A 22,310-nucleotide genomic window follows, 5' to 3' on the forward strand; every position below is an offset into this window, starting at 1 on the left:
GGAGGTGTTGCATGAGCAATAAAGAAAAAATCAAAGAGCTTTTCAAGTCAACGACGTACCGAACCCGAAGAAACGCCGAATTCAAAAGGTCGTTCCTAGAGTTCAGTCCGGGCGTAGGCCAGGAAGCCTTGTCTCGCCTCGACGAACTTTTCCCAAAGAAAATCTCTCTTAACTCAACCCAGAAAGCTGGTTTGATGATTGATCTGGCATGGTCTTCTTCCAAGCTCGAAGGAAACCCCTACAGTCATTTGGACACCATCAAACTTCTGACCTACGGAACTCTTCCAAAAAACGCATCTGCAGAAGACACGCAGATGATTATTAACCACAAACATGCATTCGACTTGGTTCGAAACACTGCGGATATTTCCCTGAGAATGCTTAGGGAGGTGCACCGGTGCTTAGCTGACCCAGGTGACATTGAAGGTGATACGCAGCACTTTGTTAAAAAGCACGAGCTCGGCCTGATCCGCGAGACCGAGACCATGAGCATTACTCATACTGCCTACACCCCGCCTGTGTTCTACCCAGGTAATGGGTCTGAGCGCATCTACGACCTGATCGACTACACAATGAATGCCGCCAGTGAGATAGAAAATCCGGTCGAGTCTGCATTTTACATACTCACCAGAGTCCCTTACATACAAGCATTTTACGACGCAAACAAGCGGACGTCCCGCATCATGGCCAATGTCCCATTACTTGCAGCCGGCTGCATGCCAATATCTTACGACATCATGCAGAAAAGCGATTACCTTGAAGCCATCATGGCGGTCTACGAATTCGTTGACACTGAAATTTTCAGGGATGTGTTTCTTGAGTCGTACACGGATTCCTACCTCAAGTATTACCCGATTCCTCCAGCCCTTGATGACGACATAAGGTTGGATCTTCGTGGCTATCAGCAGGATCTCGCTAACTTCGTTATTTCGGGAGAAAAGACCGGGAGGGTTGAGTTTTTCTTGGCAGAAGTTTCGGGAAAATCGTTGAGGCGCAAGCCAGGGCAATCTGACCTGGATCTATAAGTTGGAAATCAGTAATCGGTATTCACTGGATGTCAGCGAATGATTTATAATTCCGACATCCAGCAATTTTGAATGGATTCAACCGCGATTCTTCATCAAGTAGTTAGGACAAGCAGAACCCATCATCAGGCTCGGCAGCTCGTGGCCTTTTGCCTTGGGTCTTTTCCTGAAGCTCCGGATGATTGTCGCGCAGCACCTGGAGTTGCACTGCCACTTCTCGGCGCACATCCGCTTCCGTTTGAGTTAAGGCATGCTGGGTCAGGGTGCGCTGCAGGAACCCCTTTGGGAAGGTCATGATGACATCGATACCCAGCGCCTCGGCTACCACCCCACCCGCGAAGTCGGCCCCCGTCTGGCCACCCGAGACGATGAGCTCGAAGGGGTGGTGGGCGGCCACATGCTTGAGCACCTGGTACATCCACTCATTCACCGAGTGGTCTGTCCAGCCGTACTTGTTCAAGGTGTAAATGCCGTTGCCAGCGATGTTGAGGGTCTTCACGCCCAGCTCATTACAGCGGCGCCACAGCTGCCTGGCCGCCTGAATTGGTGCCATCGAGAGCGGTAAGGCAATGTAACGCTCTTTCCCACGGGCCTCGGCGAGCTTACGCGTCAGTCGCTCGCCACCAGACTCGTAGTCCTCAGCAAAGGCCACCGTCAGATCAGCCGAATTGGCGTTGAGTTCGGTGCGCGGCGGGTATTTGTCGGATTTGTGTTCGCGGACTTGCATAGCAGACTCCTGTTTTAATCAATATAGCAATAAAGATCCGCGTTTTCCAGCTTAGGGTTGTGTTATCATCCCTAGTGCGAACCTTCGACATGGTTGTTCAGCGAAGAAAACCTTGGTAATGAGGTCGTCTCATTTTTTCCTTAAAAATCAGAACGTTACGAATTTGCATTTTGGAAGAGGTCTTGCAAGGGTAATTTCTAGTTAGTCATTGATTTTAAAGGTTTTTTGCCATAAAAACTCTACTTCACCGCCGCGCAGGCGGCTTAGAAGTGGCACACGCTTTCGCTCTACCCCGAGACCATCTTCACCGCCGCGCAGGCGGCTTAGAAATACCAGACGATCAGAAGAGGGGCATTGAAGGTCTTCACCGCCGCGCAGGCGGCTTAGAAAAGGTCGTTCTCTACTTGCGCCTTCGCAGCTGCCTTCACCGCCGCGCAGGCGGCTTAGAAAGCCGACGAGGCCCAGCTGTACCACCCAGGTGACTTCACCGCCGCGCAGGCGGCTTAGAAAGGTCAGTCACCCCGCAGTTGCAGGATTACTGTCTTCACCGCCGCGCAGGCGGCTTAGAAACAGCGCGCCCCGGCTGCCTTCAAGGCATTGGGCTTCACCGCTGCGCAGGCGGCTTAGAAATTAACGTGGTGCTCACCCTTTGTTCGGGCTAACCTCACCGCTGCACAGGCGGCTTAGAAAAAGGCACTGACACGCGAAACCAAATCGCAGCTATTCACCGTCATGCAGGCGGCTTAGAAACGCACACCGGCTTAATCATTGAGACCAAAGCCCTTCACCGCCGCGCAGGCGGCTTAAAATTCCAGCAAGGCTTGCTACCAGGGGTTTCCGCTTTACCATCAATAGTCTTGATATCTGAGGCCCTGCCCAGCCTATAATGGGTAGGTTCAATAATACGCATTTCTCATGAACATCGAAGACGACATTGCCCGCCTGCGCGCCTCAGGCATCTCCCGCACGAAAGCTGCACAAGCCCTCGGCCTGCCAAAGTGGAAACTCGATACGATGTTGGAGCTCCTCGAAATCGAGTGGAAGCCCCGCATTCGGGGTGGCACCTATGTAATCGACGGGGTTACCGACACCCTGGAAGGTCATGCTCAGGCCTTGGGTGTCGCGCCCACCACGCTGCGCCAGCGCCTTCAGGCTGGCAATGACCTCACAGCCCCGCCTGCAAACACACCTATAAGCTCGGAAGAGGCCCATGCCTTCGCTGAATTGCGTAGGGCAGGTGTAGCCGCCTGGGATGCTGCGAAGCAAATTGGGCGGCCCTACAACACACTGAAAAATGCCGCGAAGAAGTACGTGAAGGACTACGACAAGATCATTGCCACGGCCCCCAGAATTCGACGATCGCCGGAAGAGATTGAGCAAGCCGCTTAGCGTCACTCATCGCCCCGGCGAGTCTTCTATGCGGTTCAGCCTTGAGCGTCAAACGGTGACGACCTCAGTGACTGCAAAGTGCTTGGCGCAGAAGAAGTCGCCCGCATATTCCTGGGCTTCTTCCAGACTCTTGAGCGGCTGGCTCAATCCCTGGCGCCCGTCGATTTCACCCATCACATACCAGTCACCTACCTGGAACTGAACGTGTGACTTATGGAGCACCTCCAGGTCTTTTTCCCTCGCCTGGCGGATCAGGCACACCGGAGTGGCGTCAGGCTCGTCGCTGACCGAGCGAACGTACCCTAGATGGGCCTCGACCCGACTGGCTGCTTCACGCTCGGCGGCTTCGCGGAGCATCTCCTCCAGCATCTGCTCGACCTCTTCATCGGTCATGGCCTTCGGCGTATTCATGATATTGATTGCCCGCAGCCACGACTTGTGCTTTTGCGCAGCGTCAGTCAGCATCTTTTCAAGTTTTTTACGCCCGATCGCATTGATGTAGGGAGGCGTGACGAACAACAGTGCCACCACCCCTGGCTGACCTTGCTCCTTGATGTACTGGTTAAACGAATTTCGCAGCCAGCCCCGAAAATTCAGAGGGGTGACCTGAAGCCCCGGATTCAACGCCATCAACCCTGTTACGCCTGTCATAACCATACTTTCCTTTCAGAATTGATGTTAGCAGCCCTGCGGGCTGTACTCGAATTTGGGCAAAAGCCCTGTTGTGTTGAGCGTCGCGACATTATCTCTCAGCGCGCTGGCCAGCCGATTGGGGCGGTTGTCCACGATCATGTCGAGCCAGTCAACGAGCTCTTGCAGGTGGCCCCTGGGGACTTCCGCTACCCCTTCGGCACAGGCATCAGCCTGCGCCATCACTTGCGTCAAAATGTTGGTCAAACGCGGGTGATAGTTGACATGCTCGACCCAGCCAACCCCTTCCTTCACCATATCGGCATCAACGTGGATGCGCTCATCCAAGCCCTGCAGGCTCGGGGAGTCCAGGCCAAAATCAGCCGGATAAACCCTGCCCTGAAAGCGATGCTTTTGGCGTAACTGGGCCCCCAGGCGAGGCGGCAGGCAATAGGGATCCAGGGCGATCAGCTCGGCCACCCCTAGTTCCAGACACACCCTGAGCGTTTTGTGCAGTTCTGCGCGCAAACAGACCTCGAAGGAAGGCTCTCCTTCAGGCATCAGCAGCGCAATGAGCTCAGGAATATTTTTAACGTCATGCATGTCCTGACACCGAGAGTAGTGGCCTATGTTGCAATATACCACTAAACCAGAAATCTGCCTAACCGACATCAACCTGCGCGCTTCCACCACTCCTCAACATTCCGTTTCCTGGACAACATCAGGCAGCATCAAATACTGCGATACCCTCCATGGCGCAGATGGCAGATAGGCGCCAAAAAGAAACCCTCTGGCTTCCCGCGAACGATGGTGCATCACCTTGTCATGGCAGAAGCCCATCGTGTCCACGACATGCCGCCCCTGGTCATTGAGCAGTTCCGGATTGAAGATCGCAGTCGTAACGACATTTTCCATGAGCGCGGCAGTCCGGTCATCACAGGTGCAGGTCTCAAGGCTGATCATCGCATAATGCTTGCGAGCGACACGCAGATCCGCCTGGACAACGTCATACAACTCATTGCATACAAACGCCCTTTCCAGGTTTGCGTAGGTTACCTTGCGCCTTGTCTTTGCCCGCTCTTCAATCAACGCATCGTAATAGTCACGGAACACGCCCGAGGGCGTAGTATCCCAGGTCACGAACATTTTTTCCGTGGCAATACGCCTGGCCAACAGGAACTGGATGCCCAATGCCGCATTGGCCGATACCCCTTCGACAGCGACCGCACGATCTATAATGAGCGTCAACATCGATATGTTAAGCAGATTCAGGCGAGTCGCTGATCCCAAGGCCGGGCAGCTGGCAATCACCTGGGTAAGACGTGATGCCAGCTTATCCGTCAGGGGCGCTCCCAGCATGCCATTGGCCAGGATCAGCTTTGGAAGATCACTCAGCGTGGGGACTGCTTGCTGATGCGCCCTGCGCGCCTCCTCCGGGAAACCGAGCAGCATTAGTTGCTCCGATACCTCCCACCAGGTGGAAGGGGCAGCGCGGCCCAGCAGATCGATTGCACCATCCACCTGCAAATCCACGCCCTGGAAATAGAGCTTCGGGCAATTCGCCAGTGAAAAATGCGAGTATGCCTGCTCAGCGAAGTAGGCCCCGATGGATGAGTTGGGCCACGCCATGGCCGACAGCTCGTCTTCACACAAGAGCATCAACATGCGCGTCAGATCACTCTTCACCTCATCAGTGGCGCGCTGAAAACCAAATGGAGATTCCAGTATGTTGACCGCCTGGGCCTGCTCCAGGCTGAGGGTCATCTCTCCACAAGTCATGCCTGCAGGCGCATCCTTGCGAGTGCCCTGGGTATTCTTGGAGTCGATGGAAATGGTGACCATCTGCGTGACTGGAATCGGACTCTTCCACAATCTGCGATTGATTGCAGCGTGGTATTCAGCTGCACGGGCCCCTGTCGGATCCACCACCAACTCGGTCATGGCCATTTGATACTGTGACCCTGGTTCATAGGGGAACATTTCACCGTCCTCGGTCAGGAAGGGTACCGCATGATCCCCCACCGTCCAGGGTGAAGCTGCCTGCGTGATGGGCAGAAGCGCGGCGGCCTGCGCAAGCTCGATCACGCCGGCAACGGCAATGGCGCCGGCTGGTGTCGACGCCAGGCAGGACTGAATGATTGACTCGTTTCGACAAGCTGATGCCGCCGAACTACCCCACGTCTGCACTGACAGAGAGGATCGAATCAATTGCTTGTTACCCTCCCCGAGCGAGTCCAGCAAACCCTGCTCATGGGACTCGGTAAATTGCCTCCCTGTTAACGCACGCCCCCACCGCTTGAGCCGAGTTTGCTTCAAAACATGCTGCACAGCCAGGTCAACACCTGATTCAAGCGTAAGGCTCACCAACCAGGGCAATCTTCCACCCAGCTTGCCCGCCATCTGGTTGAAATCAAAATCCCTCTCTGCTGCAGCGGCGCCAGATGAAATGAGCGCCACTTCAATCTTGTGCTTTTCGGCTGCGTGTCCGCTCAGGGCGGAAGGTTCGACAGGGTGAAGCAAGACCCTGTCCTCAAGTTGCCTGACAATGCCTCGAACAACCGCCTCATGTCGATCCGCGCTCTGTTGCTTGAGGCATGTGGTGACAATCATCCAGGCCTGCGAGTTGCGATGATCGCGTGAATTGTCGGTTGGATGCCCAGGGCAAATACCCTGTAGGTGACGGGCGAAATTGAACTCGATTGTGTGCCCTGGCGGTCTCAGAATGCCCCCTAGTTCTTGAGCCAGGTTTTGATAAAAAACCGCCTTCTCACTGGGGCGATGGCAGCCGGGCATCCCCAGGATGGCGTAAGCACTCTGGAGAACTTGGGAGGAAGATCCTGAATTGACGGCTGGCATTGTCAGTCCTTGAGCCATGCGCAAGAAAAATCGAACGATGGCCATAATTGATTTACCGCCAATATACCACTTATCCAAGACTCCATCGCCTGAAGCTCTAAAAATCGAACGCAGGGGAAGCGTCTTCCTCATGGATTGAGGCCAAGCGCTTTTCACGTTGGCGCTCTATATCAAACTGCATGAAGGTAAACATCGACTCCCTCGGCTGACTGTTCGGGTTGTCGATTCGAACATCCGTGATGGCGCCCTCATAACCCTCCCAAAATTCCTGTGCCAGCTTGAGGTAAGCCATGACCGCCGCCCGCGAGTGATACAGCGGTGGCTGGTAGTCATCACTTCGAACGGGTGTATAGCCCCTGACACCCACATCACCGCGAACCAGGTTCCTGAAGGTACACCATTCAATCGTGCCATCCTCAACAACCCTGTACTCACGAAGCTTGCCCCTCACCATCATGGCCAGCTCCTCGGAGTCAGGTGTGAATCGAGCGCGGACGTCTTCAGCAGCGATGCTGCAGGCGTACACACTGACCTGAGGGTTGTCGGTTAAGCGAATGTCCGCAATCATCCAGCAGCCGGTACCCTCACCTTCGGTTGCTTGCGCCAGCACTGGACGATCGGTTTTCGGGTAATCCTGGCTATCCAGCACCAGCGAAATGCGCCCTTTGGTTTTGCAGATTTTTGTCTTCATCAAAATTGATCTCGAATCAGATGCAAAACCCGTCGTCTTGGGGTTTTTGAGGTCTGGCAGGACGCTGCTGGCGCCGTTCCCAGCTCTCGATAATGTCCTGTGGCACCTTCGCGTGCTTGGCCAGGTCGTGGATGGTTAGCTCGGTCTTGAATCGTTGATCCTTGTGGGATTCACTGGGAATGAATGCCGGAGGGTTGGCCGGGAATAGCCAATTCAGCGCCAAGCCCGCTGTCACAAACGACAACCCTGAGCGATAGCCAAGGTCGGGGTGCATCTGAACATCAAGGATGCGCAGGCGCTCTCTGGGGTGCAGCGACATCAGCAAGGTGATCAGTGGGCTGGAAGGCTTCTCAGGGCGCTCAAACTTGCCAGTGGCCTGGAACTTCATCATGGCCACAGGATTGCTAATGAGTCGATTGAGGTCTTTAGAGTTCATAAGGGGGCTCCTGATACACCATGATAGACGGCCAGGTCTTCAGGAATCAAACGCACCGCACCAGTTCGGCAAGGCCAATTGGACATGGAAAAAGCTCACTGACCATAATAGGAAAAAAAGGAGATCCGCCATGTCCACCAAGCTTGATGACATCAAACCACTTTCTGCCATGTCGATCGAACCCATCGATCCGATTATCAGCCAATTCCTGGATTTCAATGCCGTGTTCGGCGGAGACAATCCATTCGGCAAGGCGGTACCAGCCGACGCTGACGTGCGCGCAAAAAGCGCTGCCCTGCGCAAAATGGCTCCTGATGCTGTCGAGCTGCCGACCATCAAACCTCTTCCAGACGATTTATATGGGATGCCTTCGCCTTGAACAGAGACTCGCAGTGTTTGTAAGCGGCCTTGTCCCGGCTTCACGCGCTCCTGCCAGTTTCGTCGACCAGCCGACGAGGCACTGTCATCGCCACCTCAAGCCACGATCGCAGGCCCAGGCGTTGAGTCACCGCCAGTGCCGCCTGTAAGCTTGAACAACACCTCGCAAGGAATAGCCAGATGCCAGACCATTCCAAAAAAACCGACCATGACGTAAAGCCTTTGAACCAGGACTTTCTGATTGACATCCGTGACATCACGCCATGCCCGGAGATGCCACGCGTGCTCGAAGGTGAACTTGTTGGCAAGAACAGCCTGGACTCACTCCTCCCAGGTCTCAGCCACCTGTTTGCCCTGCACAATCCGGTGATTGAGGAAATACACCTCACTGATCACTGGTTCCGCCACCACAACGACACCCCAGAAGGCCTTGAGCCTGTCATCGCAGACTTCCTTAAGGAACATCCGCGTTACCTCGGCACCAATGTCGCCGGAGCACTCGGTGAATCCAAGGCCTGCCCGAGGGCCTGGTCGCAGCTTTCGAAAGAGATCCACAAGCTGAACAGGGATCAGGCTGTTGTAGCCGCCAATGGCACCTGGATCGCACCTGAGCGCCTCCTGAGCGCCCTTGTTGGACGTGACCCGGCTATCGCGCTGCTTGACTACGCCAAGTCACGGGGCTTGAGCGTGCTGAATCAGATTCCAGGAATCAGCAAAGACCTCAAGGCAATCGCGCCGGACGAGCCTGGGCTCTGAGAACACCGCAAGTACTGGGCGCCTGCTAGATAGAACGGACGCCCATGGCCATATACCACTCTAACATCAGCCCTCCATCCACGGTGTCTTCTGCATAGACTGCGGTCGCTCTGCCCAGAAGATCTGCAATAGTCCTAATGGGGTTAGAGGCAGGATATTGAGGTCAAAGCGATTGCCAAAGAGAGGTTAGCCGCCGTGGGAAGCGCAAGCCCATCCCCCAAAACATCAGGCGCCTCTTCGCTTGCGGGTAAATTGCTGCGCCTTGGCCAGAAGGCTGCATAGTTTGGCGATTTTCCTGTGCCAGCAGCCGCTCCTGTAGCTGGTTCAGCTCACCGAGGGCTTTGCTATCCCCCGCCGCCAATCGACGGTACAGTTTGTTGCGCGCCTGGGACGCCAGATCCAGCCCTGGATTTTTACCCGCCAAGATCCAGCATTGAAAAAAACGGCGATTAAAATCCTGGTCGGTAAGTGAGCAGATCATCAAGCAGGCAATGGCTTTTTCTAGTTGACCAAAATTTTCCAGCCGGGTGGGATCAACCATGGAGCCATCGAACATGACGCGAAGGTACGGCATCAGCGCCTCCAGATCCTGACACTGCTCGCCAGCGCCGGAGTAAATCTCATCAAGCTCCAGTGCGCTAAAACAGCGCAGCAGATCAGCTTTGAGGTTTTCAACTGTTGCCTGCGCATCGACAGTGGCCTTGAGCTCGCCGGCAAACCTGAGCGAGACGTGCATCATGAGCTGCAAAAAACGATCGACTTCACATAGCGGATTCAAAGGTAATTCAGTGGTCACGGTTCGCCGGGGCCCATTCTTAACAGGGCTGGCATTATGCCCATGGCGACACCTACTGCCAAGGAAAGCAGTGGCGAAATGACACAACCGTTGATTTCCGCCAGACGCCATCGCTAGCATGGAAAAAAGGATGATCATGAGCAGATTAAACCTGTCGGCCACCAATAAAGCCTTCAAGAAAGCCTTGTCCGAGCCCATCAAGTCGCTCTACCACTACAATGGCTGTGGCTTTTTCGACGGCGGCTGTTTGCTTCTCGCCGATGCACTCGTCCTGTGGAGCGGCGGAGATTTGAAGCTAGGCGGTTGTGTGCGCGAAGCCCATAAGCGCACCATCGATGTTGATCATTGGTTCGTCACCACCGAGCGCCTCGACAGCCTGCTGTGCCTGGATGCCAATGGACTGATGACACCTAGCGCATTCATCCGCTACTGGGAGCATGTCGAAGCCCTAGGCCAGATCATGTTCCGCATCCAGCCATCCCCCAGGGTGGATGGCGAAATTCCAAGAGACCTGATGTTCAGTAAGCTGCTGTCAAACCAATTGGAACAGGCCTTAGGCCCCTATGAACAATGGATTGCCGAGGTCATCCAGAACTGCGTTTCAAGCCAAGGCCCTGGCGCACTGCCCAGATAAGCGGAACCTCCAGGCAAAAAGCATCAAGGGCAAGATTGCAGCGAAAGCGTCGAATGGCTTGGGGCGGGTTCGGCTTTGCTGAAAAACTTGCGGTCGAAGGCGGCAGCCGTCTTGCTATGCTCACACTGATATTGAGCAAATGCCCCCATGGGAATCCTCAATGCCTCAAGCTCACCTTTCCAGGTCGCATGGAAACGCCGCATCAGCTCGAAGTAGTCTTTCTCGGATGGGTTTGGGGTCGCATCCTTCAGCTCAGCCAGCGCATCATCGAACATTTCGCCGATACTAGAGAGGCGGTGTTGTCGCTCTTGCGCTTGGGCAAGATTCAACACCTTGTGCACGTCCGCCTCGTCGACAAAAATGTACTCAATGGCACTATGCACGACGTAGTAACAAGGAATGCCTTGATACAGGGACTTGGCTGCCGTCATGTGCCAATCCTTGGCAAAGGCGCGCTTGCTGTCGTAACCCAGCATGTCGAGCACTTCCTTATCGATACCGGCTTTCTTCGCCACCGTTTCGATGAAATGCGCGGTGGAAATCCCTTGCTGCTGAGGGATATCCTTCATTTCATTGATGTCATCGCCATTGGCTTCGACGCACCGCTTCACAAATACCAGGTTCATGCCCGCTCCCCATCAAATGCCAGGCTGCGCAAGGTGGTCTGTCAGCGTTTTGCGAACCACTGCAGCCTGATGAGCATACATGGCGCGAACGTCTTCAGCGACTTTTCTTGGGCTGTGCCCTGATTGGAGAGCGATCGCCTCGTTCAGCCGTGTGCCAAACTCATCCAGTATCCGGCCATCTGCATGCAACAGCACGGTAGTGACCGAGAACTCATCATCAGCCTCCTCATCGTCCTCCAGATTCTCGCTATTTTCCTCATCCACTTCAGCTTGCGCCTTGGCTTTGGAATCAAACAGCATGATGCCCTGGTACAGGTGATCACCCAGCGGCTGGTCGGTCAAATTGAAGGCCCGAGATACGCCTCCATCAAACTCTACCGCAAACATTTTCAACACTGCGCTCATCGAAAATCACCTGGTTCCGTTATTTCTTCCACCCTAACCTGGGAGAGTCCTGGCCGGCAAGCGGGCCCAGAAGCCTCGTGGTAGCCTAAAGAAGGCTGAAGGCCGTTTGAATGTCCTCTGCCGTCATTTTTTGAAGCAGTCCCATCGTTTCTTTATCGACTGTAACCCACCCAGGTGCTCATCGGCTTAGTCGAAGCACTGTGTGATCAATTTAGATAAAAACCGACTTGGCAGACGCCGCAGCACCCGCTTCATCCTGTGTACCGTGACCTGGCAAGGTAAAAAAGAACATCGCTGAGCCAGCGTTTTATCACGGCGCACACCAGAAGCAGCCTCAATAGCACGTGTCTTCGTGCGCGGAACATCTGGCCCGCAACCACCCATCGCGGTTAATCAGCGATCCAGGGCGTGCGCAGATATCGCACGTTGAGGCAGAACGGCTTCAGCTTCACTGATCAAGTCCCTGCAGCGCTGATTCCCACCCGATGCATAAAATCGCAAAGTGCCAAACTTCTGCTTGACCTGGCTGACAGTCATCGGCGGACAACCGGAAGATTCAATTTCGGCCTCTAGTTTGGTGCAAAGATCCTCCAGAAGATCGTGCCAACCGTCTCCCGTTTCCACGCCTACGAAAAACGGGTGGCCTCTCATCATCGGGTGTCGATCGCAAAGACAATCCATTAAAAAACTCACAGCTATCTCCCTGACCAAAGTTTTAAACGCTACTAAAGTATCACACCTCCAAAAAATCTCAAAATTTACCATACCCATTTGAACTAAAATTCATAACGTACGAAAACCAGCGCAAGCTTCAGAAAACCTGGCAAAGACAGCACCCGTCAGGAGGACGTGTTTGCAAAAAGAACCGGCATGTGTATGATTGTGACTCTAGACAGGCATGGAAAAACCTGAAATGAAGAAGGCTTATAAACAATCAGTCTTGGATGAGCAACGCTGCAAGCTCACACAACTGCTGATTGGAGACTTGAGTATTCCAGCCTTCTGCTACAACTTCAAGCTAGACCGAAAGGTTCTGATTCCCGTCATGGCCGGCTCGAAGCCTTACACTGACAGGTTGTGGGACGAGGTCTGCTCAAAGACTGGGTTGCCCTCCGAAGGCTCTCAGGTGCCGAAGCTGCGCACCAACATGGAGCGAATTCACCTGCTTGATGAATGGTTGGGCAGTGACAGCGTCGAGCACGCGGCAGCTCGACATGGAGTTGACCCATCCTTGATCTATAGATACTTCATCCATGCTGTTAACCTGGATGCGCGGCACGCCATGAAACTGGCTGTTGCGCTGCAACTTCCAGAAAATTACTTTGAAATAACGCCACTTTCTTCCAGCGTACCTATAAAGCAGTCGACTTATGATTACAGCCATCGTCATCCGCCCGGAGGCATTGACAAGGATCTCCTGAAAAATCGATCGAACAAACTTAAGGCGCTGATAGGGCACCATAACATTCATGAATTTTGCCGTGCCTTCAACCTTGACAGTCGCCTGATTCACGCCGTGCTATTTGACGGCACTCAAATGAATCGCATCCTCTGCAGAGAGGTGACGCACGCTTTGAGCTTGCAAAGCGACTTCTTTGATAGACCGATCTGCGATCTCGATCATCTTGAAATACTCAGCGTACAAGATGAACTAAAGCGCTGGCCCTTGACTGAGCAGTTGCGCGTATTGCGTCAAAAAGCCTTGGCGCACCTCGCTCGACTCACCCACTATCGGTAGTACCTGCAAGCCTCATGGCAGTTCAATTTCCCAATGCTCACCCAGTACACTGGTAATCATGTCCATCAGGATGCTTACCATGAGCAAGCAGTGTCTGCAGTTCACCATTGAGGAAATCGCGCCTTCCGTGGCGCCTGATCGCGAGATCCGATTAAAAGGCCAAGCCACCCTGGCGGGTGAAACGGCGACTGCTCCCGCACAAGCCCTTCGCCTTCAGCCCACGACCGATCAACAATCCCTGATGATCTTTCTGGAGCCAGGTGACACGATTTTCCTTATCGCTACAGTGATCGACCAGGGTGCCGACAAACTGCTGATCATTGACGAGATGTTTTACAATGAATTGGAGTTCGAGCCGGCCCAACATGCGCTGGAAGCGCAGAAGCACGCCGAGATCTTGAAAGCCATTGATAGCAACCTGGAGTTTCTGACCTGGGTAGATCGCTGCGCATTTCCAAAGGATGTTGAAGAGGAATTGGTGGAGCTGGGGGGCGATCGTAGGATCGCACTGGGCCTGCGCATGAACATGACTGCTCAGCGGGGCCGGATAAAAACCATGGTCGAGCTGTTTCAGGACAATATCCGGGGTGGCGAATATAAAGAGGCCCTGCTGACCTACTTGGTCAGCATGCATCATCAATACATGAAGATCAAAGAGGATCAGCAGGTGGCGCAGCCCAAGCATCAGGATCCGGCCCACGAACCTGGTCTTTAGGAGGCGTCATGACCACATTGCCCCAAGCAATCCATCGACCCAAAATCCGTCCCAAGCGCACACACCAGCAACTGTTCGGCATGCTGGGCGTCACCCACCACACCGTGAAGTATTGTGTTGAACATGACCAGAGTAACCACCTGGACATGCTTACCCAGGTCGACTCAAGCTTCACCCTCAAGGACAGCCACCCCTTCCGCTATGGTGCGCTTTCAGAACACCTCAATCAGGTAGCAGAACAGTTCGGCTGCTGGACAACCGCCTGCCCACCTATCCTGGCGCAGGCGCAGTTCGACGGCAAGGTCGCTTATCTGGTGGTGCTGACCATGATCGATCGAGCGGTGATTCAATTTGACACCAAACAACAGCTGCTCCAGCTGATAGAGCCCATTCAATGCCTGTTCAAGGCGCTGGAACCCTATGGCTGCCCTGAGCCAGGACGAGCGCTCTCATCTGAGCGCCTGGCGAAGTGGTTTGTGCAGTCGGCAGCGATTTCCTACCGTAACGATGCCCGCTGCACAGGGTCTCTCGACAAGGTGAAGTCTGAAAAACAGGCGGTGAAAAGCTGCGACCGCTTGCTCACCGAAGGTGTGTTCGACACCCTCCCCCCGATGATCCGAGAAACGCTGTATGAGCGTCTCGTGTTCAAGATGGGGCGTCAGCACGCGAATACACAGGCGCGGTCACGGGAGCATTCAGGCGCGGAGCCTGTCTAGGGCAGTCGCCGATTCGCCCGCCAGGGCGGCTCAGCGTTGCGGCTCCTGCCCAACGCCCCTTACAGCCCCGGTTCGCTCAGGTCGTTCGCCCGCAGAACGGTTTTCACCGGGGGCCGAGCAATCGGGGATTGCACGACTTGCGCATGCAACCAGGCCGGCAGCTGATCAGCGATTTTTAAACAGTTGTAGACCATCAGGTCGTCAACCACTGTTTCTGAGGCAGTGAGTTCTGTGCGCTTGGCCTCATCGAAAACGTGTACGTCGAAGTCCTCCAGGACTTTGATCGGCACACACATGTGAAACGACTCGGCGGCTGTCTCATAGGCCAGTTCATCCGTGAGTTCCGGGTCTATTTTGACCTGGTAGACGCCGGGTAAAGCGGCATCAAGCACATGGATATCGGTGTCGGCAGAACGTTGGACAACGGCAACAAGCAGGGAACAGGAGGTCATGGCTAATCCTTGGAAGAAATCGAATAATGGCAGAGGATCCTTTTCGTCGTTGCGGTCAAGAGCGCCGCGACTTCAAGACTCACCATCCTTTCATCATCCACGTGGCATCAGCTGCGTGGCATCAGCTGCGTGTCCACTCCCTGCTTGCGCTGTGCTGCAGCGCCGAGGCGCTCAAAGCCCGATATCACACTCCAGCCTACTGGCCACCAGTGATTCACTCACAAGACCCAGCAGGCACCGGGCAGGCACCAGGGCGTAGAGCGCATCTGCACGCTGGGGCGTGGTGGCATAATCCAGGATTTGTGCATCATCAACGGTTTCCAGGAACAGCCGACTCCACGCAGGAAACTGCCTCGCTAATGCAACGATCGCCTCCATCACCGAATGAGTGGGTTCTACAGACTTCAGCACCGAGCGCCAATCCGCCCCATCGGCAATGAGTGCCCGGATCAAGGCCTGACGATGCTGATCAAGCGAAGCATCCTCCCAGCTCGACATCAGCGCCGTGAGCAGCAGTGTCGCCTGATCCGCCTGATCAGCTCCACGCATCTGCGCGTACAGGCCTGCCAGGTGCTCCGTTGGCGCGTGTACAAGCCAGTGGGCATAGTACTCGGGTAAAAGCGCGCCAGCAGGCTCCTGACGCGGATTAGGCAGCCCGCTGTGCCAGGCCTTCATCACCTGTTGAGCCGCCTGGCTGCTGAGCCAGATTTCCAGCGGGTGCGCGAGGGTGATCCCCGGCATACCGAATGACCAGCCGCCCGCCTCCTTTTCAAAAACCCCAAGTATCAGACAGGGCGCCCTGAAGATCATGCGGGCGTGAATCGGTGTATCCCCTTCGATATCCAGGCCCAGATTCAACGGTTTGATGATGTCAGAGGAGACAACAAGCAAGCACTTGACGGTTTTCTCATCCAGCCTTGAAAAGTCCAACTCCAGATTGACTTCATTGGCGCATCCCCTGGAAAGTTCAAGGGGTTTACCGATCGGTTCGCCTGCGGCACCCAGTTGCACCCAATCTATTTTCAGTTCAACGATGCGCACGGCACCCTGGCCGAAATCATCAAAGAAATGGGTGTCGGTCAACCTGTCCTTGGTGATTTTTGCTGCAAGCGCAGTGCTTGCGAAAAAATGATTGCGCACCCTGTTCTCCAGCACGAACGGCAGTCTGACAAGCCCTGGATGATAGCAAATATCGTTTTATCTGTATATTGACTTGAGCCCTGAAATTGCTACTCTGGCTCATCGAAATCGGGGGTTCTTCATGTCCACTATCAGTCCGTGTGTCAGCTGTGGGGCGTGCTGCGCTCATTTCAGGGTCTCGTTTCACTGGATCGAATGCCAGGGCTCGGGCGGGCGCGTCCCAGAGGATCTTGTGGAGCTGGTCACCCCGTCGCGGGTGGCCATGAAAGGCACATGCGGTTCCAATCCGCGTTGCGTGTCATTGCAGGGTGCTGTTGGCGCCAGCGTGGCCTGCGCGATCTATGAGCAGCGCTCCGACCCTTGCCGTGACTTCGATGCTTCCTGGTCAGCCGGCGAGCATAACCCCCGCTGTGATGCCGCACGGGCCGCCCATGGCCTGTTGCCGTTGACCCCGTCTGACTATCCAACCCTCATCCCGCTGAGTGATGCCAGCCTGGCAGCGCACGACTGAATACCCGCTCACCGCCTGTTAACCCCAATGGAGTATCCCATGTATTTGATTATCCTCAAGCGCTACCTCAGCTGCCTTATCGGCTGGACACTTCTGGCCGCGTGCCTTTGGGTGGCGGTGATCTGGCTGGTGGATGGTTGGTTGCCCACGGTGGCTTTTGTGCTTGTCCTCGGTACCGCGCTGTTTTCCATCCCGGTGCGGGTCTACCTGGATTACCGCGAGATTCGTGAGCAAGTACTGCAACTGAACGAAGTGCGCAAGGGCCAGGGCGACCTCACGCCCTACTTGGGCATGCTCGCGGAAAAGATCGCCGAGAAAACCGGTATGCCATCGCTGCTGGTTGAGTTTGTGGTGGGTAAAACCCAAGAGCCCTTGCAAAAGTGGCTGGCCAAGCGCCAGGCTTCAGCTGCACAAGCCAGCGCTTGATGACCCTGCGCTGCGCCCACTCGGTCATGGGCGCAGCGAACCAGGCGGCTATTTTCTGCGAGCGGTCGATTCGACAGCCTGACCCGACTGAATCAGCAGGATTGCCGCCACGCCCTCCAGGGTGAATAGCACCATCTGCACCAGCACGGCGCCAATGGCGCCAGGCACCATCACCGCCTGTTTCTGTTCCAGTGGCAACTGATGAAACTGCCCCGCCAACAGACACAAGCCCAGCTCAGCAACCATGCACAGGGTGAGCATGATCCAGCCATGCACCCGCAACCGCCCACGCGAAGCATGCAGAAGGTAGTCCGAAAATTTCTCAGTCAATTTACTCATTAATAGGTTCTCGCATTTTTACAGGCCGCAGCCCTTATCAGATTCCGGAAGTGTCTGTTGCCTACCCAGTGCTTTTCCCAAGATGTTCATGACCTGCTGGGCCTGCGCCTCATCGAGGAAGGGCTCGCCCTGTGCCACAAGCTCCCCTGCGCAGTACACGACCGGGCAATTGGATGCTTGCTGCAGCTCGATTTGCTGTCCGGCTTTGACCTTGGCGAGTGTTGCGCCCATTTCCTTGCCGGTGGCAAAGGCCGTCGAGACCAGAAGCGCCTTACCCCTGTCACCAACCACCTTGAAGTAGAAGGCCCCATTTTCCCGGTAGCTCAAAAACTCAGGCCCATTCGCGACCTTGTGTACGGCCTCATGGACTTTGGGAACAAAAGCGCTGAATGATCTGAGTCCCACCGCGTCCCGCAGCTGCTCCAGAAACGGCCTGGCCACGCCCCTGGCCTTGTGCGCGCCATGCTGGAGAATGTCCTCCAGATCACCAGGATTGGCCATCAAGCGCGAGTAGTGCGCACGCATCGGCTCGATCTGCCTGTTCAGCAGCTCGTACAGGCGCTTTTTAGCTTCGCCCCAGCCGAGCCCATGCACAAGATCGGCGCGATACGCTTGTGCCTCCTCAGAGGTGGAGAAGGCCTGGTAGAGGCTGCACAGGGCACTGCCCTCAGGATCTTTGGACTCACCGGGCAATTTGGAATCCGTGACGATCTGCCCGATCGCTTCCTTCAGCATCTTCGGTGAGGTGAAGAGCGCAATGGTGTTGTCGTAACTCTTGGACATCTTGCGGCCATCAAGGCCTGGCAAAGTGGCCACGCGCTCGTCGACTACCGCTTCGGGCATGACAAACACCGGCACGCCGTTGCCGTAAGCGTTGTTGAAGCGCTGGCCAATATCCTTGGCCATCTCGACGTGCTGGATTTGATCGCGCCCCACGGGCACCTTGTGCGCGTTGAACAGCAAGATGTCGGCGGCCATCAGCACGGGATAGGAAAACAAGCCCATGGAGATGCCGGCATCCGCGTCCTGGCCTGTGGCAATGTTCTTGTCGACCGCCGATTTGTAGGCATGCGAGCGATTCAGGAATCCCTTGGCGCTGATGCAGGTAAGCAACCATGCCAATTCGGTAATTTCCGGAATATCGGATTGTCGGTAGAACGTGACACGTTCTGGAGCCAGCCCCGCAGCCAACCAGGTGGCCGCCACCTCCATGCGCGACTGCTCGATGCGAGACGGGTCATCGCACTTGATCAGGGCGTGGTAATCCGCCAGGAAGAAAAACGACTCCGCCGTAGCGCCCTGGCTGGCTTCAATGGCGGGCCTGATAGCCCCGGCGTAATTGCCAAGGTGCGGGGTACCGGTCGTGGTGATCCCCGTGAGAATTTTGGTCTTCATGGTGCGTTCTCAGTTGTTTCCTTCAGATTGCCACAAGCACCCTGGCGCAAGGCGACACTATTTTTAAGGTTCGATACCCATGCCACGCAGGATCAGAACAGCTGCAAGCTCTTCTGGGCCATGCGCTTGAGCGACGCGTCCTGGCTGTACAGCAGATCATTGACCGCCATCCATTTGGCCGACAGGCACTCATTTTTGTTGATGCTGACGTCCTGGCCCTTGGCATTCCAGAACGCAAAGCGAACGTCGATGTGCCAATGCTCAGGCTCGCCTTTCTTTTCGCTGGCGGGGATCTTGTGAATATCGAGGTCGAAGATCTTGCGATCCAGCACGACCAGTTCACCCAGGCCGACCTCTTCCAGCACCTCTCGCAAGGCTGCCTCAAGTGCGGTTTCACCGGGATCCACGTGGCCGCCTGGGGCGACGAAGAACTTGTAAATGCCGTGCTCGATCAGCAGGACATTCGACCGCCCCTTGCTCAGAATCCAGCCCGAGGCGGTGACATGCGCGAGTGACTGCCCTCGGGCAAAGAGGTCACCAGTTCCTTTGATCAAATCCCGAAGAACATGGGCATTTTCGGTCTCTGGGTTGGCCTGTAAATAATCGGCAAGCATCCGGCGCATCAGGGATTGGGGCACGGCAATTTCTCCTGTACGAAAGTCCAGAAATCGTACCACGTATAATCCATATATTGAAGGCTGACCACCGCACCACATCGCGTCAAAGAAGGGTTTCACCCGCGCCCTCGCAGCGACCTTGGCAGCCAGTCTACCCCCGGCTGCCCTTTGGTCGGCCAGGAGTACATTTGTACTCCGCCTGCATTGATTCGCCCGGATCTCCAGCCCATGCTGAAAGCAGTGCTGCAGGCTTTCGCAACTGAGGATCATGGGTCATGTACGTCAACAATCTTGAGCTCAAGCTCACCAGTCAACCCGAACTGCACGAGCACGAAGGGTTTAGCCGCATTGTTTTCATTGGCGCGGCCAAAGTGATTGACAGTGAAGCATTCGACATGGTCAACCTGATCCGCTGCGCCTATCGCGCAACGCCCGAAAGCGCCAGCGCCATCTTGGCAACACTGGCTGCCGGCAGACGCGTCACCGTTGCCGGCACCTATGAGCCGCAGGCCTTCATGAACTCGTGTGACCACTTGCACCACCTGGCCGTGGACAACCTGGCGCTGAGCCGGAAAAAACCTGTCCGGCAGCTTGAAAGCGAGGCGTCACCCGGTCTGTAGGGCTGGCTTTTGAATGCCGGAGGAATCATTGACGGCAAGGTTTTGCTGCTGGCGCACCTGTCGTCAGGCATGCCTCCTCACGATGACGGGGATGTTGGGGTTGGGGTGACAATGCCTGTCTGACGCCCTACTATGCCCCTTTTCATCAGCCATGATGTCTGCCATGCAAGCCAAGAAGCCTCAGTACGAAATCTATACCTCAATGATGGACGCCGAGATCAAGCAGGTGCGGCAACTGCTTGGAACGTCCCTGGACAAGGACGCTTCGCGGGGAGCGGTACTGGAAGAGCTTTTCAGGCGGGCGCCACAATTTTCAAAGACGCTGTCGATACACATCTATGCCGAGGAATATTTCTGGCTTCGAACGGGGGCCAATATTGTTTTCCCGGCCAGCACCGCGCTACTGGATGCATTGCACACTACGCCCTTCGATAAGCGCTCGGCAGATGCATTCCGACTCCCCTTCCAGAGTTTCATGATCAGCATCCCTAGCGGATACAAGATCGACGGCCTCCGGATCCCCAGCTTTCTGGTCACCTGCATTCCCTACCATCAAACGCAGGAACTCATTACCAGTCCATTCGCCCGGCTTGCCAATCAGCAGAAAGGCATCTTCATCAGGCTGGAAGACTCGCCGCCTGACGACGTCTCCATCAGCATCGCCTACCGCGATCCGATCGGGCCAGCGGCCTATGCGCGCACCCACATCAGTACGCGGCATATCCCCGAGCTTTTGGGTGTCGAGATGGATGTAGAGAGCCGCGAACAAATCAAGCGCTACCCCAACTATCAGGATGTTAGCGACCTGTCAGAGCACGACATGCAGATTCAAAAGGCAATGCTGCGCCTGGTGATCGGTCTGGGTGCACACACCCTCAGCGAAAAGGTCGCCTTCAGTGCGGGCTTCCCTGGTGATCGGGAACCCAAGATGATCGGCAGGTTACCGGCCACCTTTAATGGCCTGACGCTGTCTCTGAAGTAGACGGGCTAGGCGGGCAGTACGGCGTCTGTCGAGTGTTCGTCGATCTGTGCGCAGCGATCTTTCAGGATGTTGATCCTGCGCCGGCACAGCAGGGAGCATGCGATCAGGACGGGGAAAGGCGCCACAATCCAGGGCATGGGGGTATACAGCATGCTCTGGATGATGTGGGTCAGCCACATTACTGCACAAACCGACAGAATGAACAGGTTCAGCTGTTGAAGCCTGATCACTTTCCTGAGCAGTTGCAATTTCAGTACTGACTTATTCATTGAGCCCCCTGTCAAGCCATGGATTGTAGCGATCAAGGCTGCCTTCGTCAAAAAAGCTACGACCTCGGTGTTTCTAAATACTGCGCCAATACGCTTTATACTGCTGGAACACGTCTATCCAAGATCGCGACCATGCATAAGCAGAAAATGCCGATCATCCTGATCGCTGGCCAATCATCGCTGACAAATGCGCCATGGCTATTCGAGGGCCTGCGTCCGATTCTCAAAAGCCAGGTTTCGCGGGCCAGCACCCCCTCTCATTCGCTGATGCGGCAAAAACCCTGATGCACCAAATAGACTGCAATCGCCTGGACACATCCATGCCAAGGCAGTAGTTGAGAAGCATGCTGCAGCGGCCATAAACTGGTGGAAGGAAATTACTGCACAGGCTGAGTCACCTCAGGAGAACTCAATGACCACGATCGCCCTAAGAGTCAGGCCCGGCAAGACGCTCAACCTGGACGACAGCAAATATCTATCGGACAAGATTAGTCAGTGGGCAAAGGGAGTACTTGACTGGATGCGGTCTTGAAGTTTCTGAATAAAACTTCATTGGACAGGCGGCACCTCGCCTCGGGGGTTATGCAGAAAGGACAACTCATCAAGTCAGCGGCGAGCCGCCACGATGATAACGCCGAATACCCATTTGACCAGCAAGCGGGGAAGACCGCACTTGGCCAGTTGATCCTTCTCCTTGAAAACCTGAGAACCCGTACGGCAGCTGTCTCCAGCATCTGGGAGGAAAACCCACCAAACGATCCAGACTGGATCATCAACATCAGCAAGCACCTGTCTGACCGCGCCGTCTACCTCCTGCTCATCACCAGGCCAGAGCCTGCAGCCATTCGCAGCAAGGCGATGAATATCCTGCCCAGCATCGCACAATCAGTCACGAATGAGCGAAAAGAAGTGATCCTCTCCATGGCAAAAAAGCACAGGAAAATAACTAGGCTGTACGCCGCCACGGGTTGGCAGGAATGCAGAGCACTGGCAACGGAAACTGAAAGGTCTGAGTTGCTTGGGCTTGATCTCGGAATCTAG

At 55.2% G+C, this 22,310-nt stretch carries 30 protein-coding genes; 14 read left to right on the plus strand and 16 right to left on the minus strand.

Features of this window, described 5'->3' with window-relative positions:
* Positions 1–11 precede the first annotated feature (11 nt).
* The gene (locus DV532_RS29115; RefSeq protein WP_162241119.1) at positions 12–1,025 is read left to right on the plus strand and encodes a Fic family protein; all 1,014 of its coding nucleotides are present in this window, start codon (positions 12–14) and stop codon (positions 1,023–1,025) included.
* A 103-nt stretch (positions 1,026–1,128) separates the two neighbouring features.
* Here DV532_RS29115 and DV532_RS29120 read toward each other — a convergent pair whose 3' ends face one another.
* Both DV532_RS29120 and DV532_RS30615 read right to left on the minus strand, forming a co-directional pair.
* Positions 1,129–1,752, minus strand: coding sequence for a YpsA SLOG family protein (locus DV532_RS29120; RefSeq protein ID WP_056798139.1), 624 nt, complete (start codon positions 1,750–1,752; stop codon positions 1,129–1,131).
* A 201-nt stretch (positions 1,753–1,953) separates the two neighbouring features.
* On the minus strand, positions 1,954–2,226 hold the full coding sequence (locus DV532_RS30615; RefSeq protein WP_162241115.1) for a hypothetical protein: 273 nt from the start codon (positions 2,224–2,226) through the stop codon (positions 1,954–1,956).
* Between the two features lie 441 nt (positions 2,227–2,667).
* On the opposite strand from DV532_RS30615, the gene DV532_RS29125 reads away from it, so the two are divergent.
* The gene (locus DV532_RS29125; RefSeq protein ID WP_056798137.1) at positions 2,668–3,141 is read left to right on the plus strand and encodes a hypothetical protein; all 474 of its coding nucleotides are present in this window, start codon (positions 2,668–2,670) and stop codon (positions 3,139–3,141) included.
* Positions 3,142–3,189: 48 nt separating this feature from the next.
* Here DV532_RS29125 and DV532_RS29130 read toward each other — a convergent pair whose 3' ends face one another.
* The 5 genes from DV532_RS29130 to DV532_RS29150 all read right to left on the minus strand — a co-directional run bounded on the left by DV532_RS29130 (position 3,190) and on the right by DV532_RS29150 (position 7,754).
* Entirely contained in the window at positions 3,190–3,792 is a 603-nt protein-coding gene (locus tag DV532_RS29130; protein WP_056798134.1) for a hypothetical protein, read from the minus strand.
* A 27-nt stretch (positions 3,793–3,819) separates the two neighbouring features.
* A complete protein-coding gene (locus tag DV532_RS29135) occupies positions 3,820–4,374 on the minus strand; it encodes a hypothetical protein (RefSeq protein ID WP_156675890.1) in 555 nt (184 codons plus the stop codon).
* A 93-nt stretch (positions 4,375–4,467) separates the two neighbouring features.
* Positions 4,468–6,705, minus strand: coding sequence for a hypothetical protein (locus DV532_RS29140; RefSeq protein ID WP_156675889.1), 2,238 nt, complete (start codon positions 6,703–6,705; stop codon positions 4,468–4,470).
* 19 nt (positions 6,706–6,724) lie between these two features.
* On the minus strand, positions 6,725–7,318 hold the full coding sequence (locus tag DV532_RS29145; RefSeq protein WP_056798128.1) for a hypothetical protein: 594 nt from the start codon (positions 7,316–7,318) through the stop codon (positions 6,725–6,727).
* A 16-nt stretch (positions 7,319–7,334) separates the two neighbouring features.
* The gene (locus DV532_RS29150) at positions 7,335–7,754 is read right to left on the minus strand and encodes a hypothetical protein (RefSeq protein WP_056798125.1); all 420 of its coding nucleotides are present in this window, start codon (positions 7,752–7,754) and stop codon (positions 7,335–7,337) included.
* Between the two features lie 130 nt (positions 7,755–7,884).
* Here DV532_RS29150 and DV532_RS29155 point away from each other — a divergent pair, with 130 nt between their 5' ends.
* A complete protein-coding gene (locus tag DV532_RS29155; protein WP_056798122.1) occupies positions 7,885–8,133 on the plus strand; it encodes a hypothetical protein in 249 nt (82 codons plus the stop codon).
* Positions 8,134–8,312: 179 nt separating this feature from the next.
* Positions 8,313–8,888, plus strand: coding sequence for a hypothetical protein (locus DV532_RS29160; RefSeq protein WP_056798119.1), 576 nt, complete (start codon positions 8,313–8,315; stop codon positions 8,886–8,888).
* Between the two features lie 163 nt (positions 8,889–9,051).
* Here DV532_RS29160 and DV532_RS29165 read toward each other — a convergent pair whose 3' ends face one another.
* Complete coding sequence (locus DV532_RS29165; protein WP_156675888.1) at positions 9,052–9,684, minus strand: hypothetical protein; 633 nt, start codon at positions 9,682–9,684, stop codon at positions 9,052–9,054.
* Between the two features lie 136 nt (positions 9,685–9,820).
* On the opposite strand from DV532_RS29165, the gene DV532_RS29170 reads away from it, so the two are divergent.
* Positions 9,821–10,318, plus strand: a complete 498-nt coding sequence (locus DV532_RS29170; RefSeq protein WP_156675887.1) for a hypothetical protein — start codon at positions 9,821–9,823, stop codon at positions 10,316–10,318.
* A gap of 23 nt (positions 10,319–10,341) precedes the next feature.
* On the opposite strand, the gene DV532_RS29175 is transcribed toward DV532_RS29170, so the two are convergent.
* Entirely contained in the window at positions 10,342–10,944 is a 603-nt protein-coding gene (locus DV532_RS29175) for a hypothetical protein (RefSeq protein WP_056798111.1), read from the minus strand.
* Positions 10,945–10,956: 12 nt separating this feature from the next.
* On the minus strand, positions 10,957–11,349 hold the full coding sequence (locus DV532_RS29180) for a hypothetical protein (RefSeq protein WP_056798109.1): 393 nt from the start codon (positions 11,347–11,349) through the stop codon (positions 10,957–10,959).
* 898 nt (positions 11,350–12,247) lie between these two features.
* Here DV532_RS29180 and DV532_RS29190 point away from each other — a divergent pair.
* The 3 genes from DV532_RS29190 to DV532_RS29200 all read left to right on the plus strand — a co-directional run bounded on the left by DV532_RS29190 (position 12,248) and on the right by DV532_RS29200 (position 14,518).
* On the plus strand, positions 12,248–13,087 hold the full coding sequence (locus DV532_RS29190) for a hypothetical protein (RefSeq protein ID WP_156675886.1): 840 nt from the start codon (positions 12,248–12,250) through the stop codon (positions 13,085–13,087).
* Between the two features lie 79 nt (positions 13,088–13,166).
* Positions 13,167–13,802, plus strand: a complete 636-nt coding sequence (locus DV532_RS29195; RefSeq protein ID WP_056798103.1) for a hypothetical protein — start codon at positions 13,167–13,169, stop codon at positions 13,800–13,802.
* 8 nt (positions 13,803–13,810) lie between these two features.
* Positions 13,811–14,518, plus strand: coding sequence for a hypothetical protein (locus DV532_RS29200; protein ID WP_056798100.1), 708 nt, complete (start codon positions 13,811–13,813; stop codon positions 14,516–14,518).
* Between the two features lie 59 nt (positions 14,519–14,577).
* Here DV532_RS29200 and DV532_RS29205 read toward each other — a convergent pair whose 3' ends face one another.
* Positions 14,578–14,970, minus strand: a complete 393-nt coding sequence (locus DV532_RS29205) for a hypothetical protein (protein WP_056798097.1) — start codon at positions 14,968–14,970, stop codon at positions 14,578–14,580.
* 171 nt (positions 14,971–15,141) lie between these two features.
* Positions 15,142–16,110: a hypothetical protein gene (locus tag DV532_RS29210; protein WP_056798094.1), complete on the minus strand. Its 969-nt coding sequence runs from the start codon at positions 16,108–16,110 to the stop codon at positions 15,142–15,144.
* A 121-nt stretch (positions 16,111–16,231) separates the two neighbouring features.
* Between DV532_RS29210 and DV532_RS29215 the strand changes: the two genes are divergently transcribed.
* Both DV532_RS29215 and DV532_RS29220 read left to right on the plus strand, forming a co-directional pair.
* The gene (locus DV532_RS29215) at positions 16,232–16,621 is read left to right on the plus strand and encodes a YkgJ family cysteine cluster protein (RefSeq protein WP_056798091.1); all 390 of its coding nucleotides are present in this window, start codon (positions 16,232–16,234) and stop codon (positions 16,619–16,621) included.
* A 39-nt stretch (positions 16,622–16,660) separates the two neighbouring features.
* Positions 16,661–17,047: a hypothetical protein gene (locus tag DV532_RS29220; protein ID WP_056798088.1), complete on the plus strand. Its 387-nt coding sequence runs from the start codon at positions 16,661–16,663 to the stop codon at positions 17,045–17,047.
* A 48-nt stretch (positions 17,048–17,095) separates the two neighbouring features.
* Here DV532_RS29220 and DV532_RS29225 read toward each other — a convergent pair whose 3' ends face one another.
* The 3 genes from DV532_RS29225 to DV532_RS29235 form a co-directional block, all read right to left on the minus strand.
* Positions 17,096–17,386, minus strand: a complete 291-nt coding sequence (locus tag DV532_RS29225) for a hypothetical protein (RefSeq protein ID WP_056798085.1) — start codon at positions 17,384–17,386, stop codon at positions 17,096–17,098.
* 18 nt (positions 17,387–17,404) lie between these two features.
* Positions 17,405–18,781, minus strand: a complete 1,377-nt coding sequence (locus tag DV532_RS29230; RefSeq protein ID WP_056798082.1) for a tryptophan--tRNA ligase — start codon at positions 18,779–18,781, stop codon at positions 17,405–17,407.
* Between the two features lie 92 nt (positions 18,782–18,873).
* Positions 18,874–19,518: an NUDIX hydrolase gene (locus tag DV532_RS29235; protein WP_256659157.1), complete on the minus strand. Its 645-nt coding sequence runs from the start codon at positions 19,516–19,518 to the stop codon at positions 18,874–18,876.
* A gap of 155 nt (positions 19,519–19,673) precedes the next feature.
* On the opposite strand from DV532_RS29235, the gene DV532_RS29240 reads away from it, so the two are divergent.
* Both DV532_RS29240 and DV532_RS29245 read left to right on the plus strand, forming a co-directional pair.
* Positions 19,674–20,018 carry a hypothetical protein gene (locus DV532_RS29240; protein ID WP_056798074.1) on the plus strand — a complete coding sequence of 115 codons (345 nt, stop codon included), beginning with the start codon at positions 19,674–19,676 and terminating at the stop codon, positions 20,016–20,018.
* A 163-nt stretch (positions 20,019–20,181) separates the two neighbouring features.
* Positions 20,182–21,000 (plus strand): hypothetical protein, encoded by an 819-nt coding sequence (locus DV532_RS29245; protein ID WP_056798071.1) that lies wholly within the window; start codon positions 20,182–20,184, stop codon positions 20,998–21,000.
* A 5-nt stretch (positions 21,001–21,005) separates the two neighbouring features.
* On the opposite strand, the gene DV532_RS29250 is transcribed toward DV532_RS29245, so the two are convergent.
* Positions 21,006–21,269 carry a hypothetical protein gene (locus tag DV532_RS29250; RefSeq protein ID WP_056798069.1) on the minus strand — a complete coding sequence of 88 codons (264 nt, stop codon included), beginning with the start codon at positions 21,267–21,269 and terminating at the stop codon, positions 21,006–21,008.
* 18 nt (positions 21,270–21,287) lie between these two features.
* Here DV532_RS29250 and DV532_RS30620 point away from each other — a divergent pair, with 18 nt between their 5' ends.
* Together DV532_RS30620 and DV532_RS29255 are read left to right on the plus strand one after the other, a co-directional pair.
* Positions 21,288–21,554: a hypothetical protein gene (locus DV532_RS30620; RefSeq protein WP_156675885.1), complete on the plus strand. Its 267-nt coding sequence runs from the start codon at positions 21,288–21,290 to the stop codon at positions 21,552–21,554.
* A gap of 243 nt (positions 21,555–21,797) precedes the next feature.
* A complete protein-coding gene (locus tag DV532_RS29255; RefSeq protein WP_120715517.1) occupies positions 21,798–22,310 on the plus strand; it encodes a hypothetical protein in 513 nt (170 codons plus the stop codon).

It is taken from the genome of Pseudomonas sp. Leaf58, assembly GCF_003627215.1.
Classification (GTDB): Bacteria; Pseudomonadota; Gammaproteobacteria; order Pseudomonadales; family Pseudomonadaceae; genus Aquipseudomonas.

What these genes read in the sequence shown, in the direction of transcription:
- DV532_RS29145 (WP_056798128.1), bottom strand. Translation starts at nt 7,318, where the DNA reads ATGAAGACAAAAATCTGCAAAACCAAAGGGCGCATTTCGCTGGTGCTG.
- DV532_RS29155 (WP_056798122.1), top strand. Translation starts at nt 7,885, where the DNA reads ATGTCCACCAAGCTTGATGACATCAAACCACTTTCTGCCATGTCGATC.
- DV532_RS29125 (WP_056798137.1), top strand. Translation starts at nt 2,668, where the DNA reads ATGAACATCGAAGACGACATTGCCCGCCTGCGCGCCTCAGGCATCTCC.
- DV532_RS29190 (WP_156675886.1), top strand. Translation starts at nt 12,248, where the DNA reads ATGGAAAAACCTGAAATGAAGAAGGCTTATAAACAATCAGTCTTGGAT.
- DV532_RS29135 (WP_156675890.1), bottom strand. Translation starts at nt 4,374, where the DNA reads ATGCATGACGTTAAAAATATTCCTGAGCTCATTGCGCTGCTGATGCCT.
- DV532_RS29205 (WP_056798097.1), bottom strand. Translation starts at nt 14,970, where the DNA reads ATGACCTCCTGTTCCCTGCTTGTTGCCGTTGTCCAACGTTCTGCCGAC.
- DV532_RS29195 (WP_056798103.1), top strand. Translation starts at nt 13,167, where the DNA reads ATGAGCAAGCAGTGTCTGCAGTTCACCATTGAGGAAATCGCGCCTTCC.
- DV532_RS29175 (WP_056798111.1), bottom strand. Translation starts at nt 10,944, where the DNA reads ATGAACCTGGTATTTGTGAAGCGGTGCGTCGAAGCCAATGGCGATGAC.
- DV532_RS29115 (WP_162241119.1), top strand. Translation starts at nt 12, where the DNA reads ATGAGCAATAAAGAAAAAATCAAAGAGCTTTTCAAGTCAACGACGTAC.
- DV532_RS29170 (WP_156675887.1), top strand. Translation starts at nt 9,821, where the DNA reads ATGAGCAGATTAAACCTGTCGGCCACCAATAAAGCCTTCAAGAAAGCC.
- DV532_RS29120 (WP_056798139.1), bottom strand. Translation starts at nt 1,752, where the DNA reads ATGCAAGTCCGCGAACACAAATCCGACAAATACCCGCCGCGCACCGAA.
- DV532_RS29240 (WP_056798074.1), top strand. Translation starts at nt 19,674, where the DNA reads ATGTACGTCAACAATCTTGAGCTCAAGCTCACCAGTCAACCCGAACTG.
- DV532_RS29150 (WP_056798125.1), bottom strand. Translation starts at nt 7,754, where the DNA reads ATGAACTCTAAAGACCTCAATCGACTCATTAGCAATCCTGTGGCCATG.
- DV532_RS29200 (WP_056798100.1), top strand. Translation starts at nt 13,811, where the DNA reads ATGACCACATTGCCCCAAGCAATCCATCGACCCAAAATCCGTCCCAAG.
- DV532_RS29230 (WP_056798082.1), bottom strand. Translation starts at nt 18,781, where the DNA reads ATGAAGACCAAAATTCTCACGGGGATCACCACGACCGGTACCCCGCAC.
- DV532_RS30620 (WP_156675885.1), top strand. Translation starts at nt 21,288, where the DNA reads ATGGATTGTAGCGATCAAGGCTGCCTTCGTCAAAAAAGCTACGACCTC.
- DV532_RS29220 (WP_056798088.1), top strand. Translation starts at nt 16,661, where the DNA reads ATGTATTTGATTATCCTCAAGCGCTACCTCAGCTGCCTTATCGGCTGG.
- DV532_RS29180 (WP_056798109.1), bottom strand. Translation starts at nt 11,349, where the DNA reads ATGAGCGCAGTGTTGAAAATGTTTGCGGTAGAGTTTGATGGAGGCGTA.
- DV532_RS29160 (WP_056798119.1), top strand. Translation starts at nt 8,313, where the DNA reads ATGCCAGACCATTCCAAAAAAACCGACCATGACGTAAAGCCTTTGAAC.
- DV532_RS29130 (WP_056798134.1), bottom strand. Translation starts at nt 3,792, where the DNA reads ATGACAGGCGTAACAGGGTTGATGGCGTTGAATCCGGGGCTTCAGGTC.
- DV532_RS29250 (WP_056798069.1), bottom strand. Translation starts at nt 21,269, where the DNA reads ATGAATAAGTCAGTACTGAAATTGCAACTGCTCAGGAAAGTGATCAGG.
- DV532_RS29225 (WP_056798085.1), bottom strand. Translation starts at nt 17,386, where the DNA reads ATGAGTAAATTGACTGAGAAATTTTCGGACTACCTTCTGCATGCTTCG.
- DV532_RS29215 (WP_056798091.1), top strand. Translation starts at nt 16,232, where the DNA reads ATGTCCACTATCAGTCCGTGTGTCAGCTGTGGGGCGTGCTGCGCTCAT.
- DV532_RS29245 (WP_056798071.1), top strand. Translation starts at nt 20,182, where the DNA reads ATGCAAGCCAAGAAGCCTCAGTACGAAATCTATACCTCAATGATGGAC.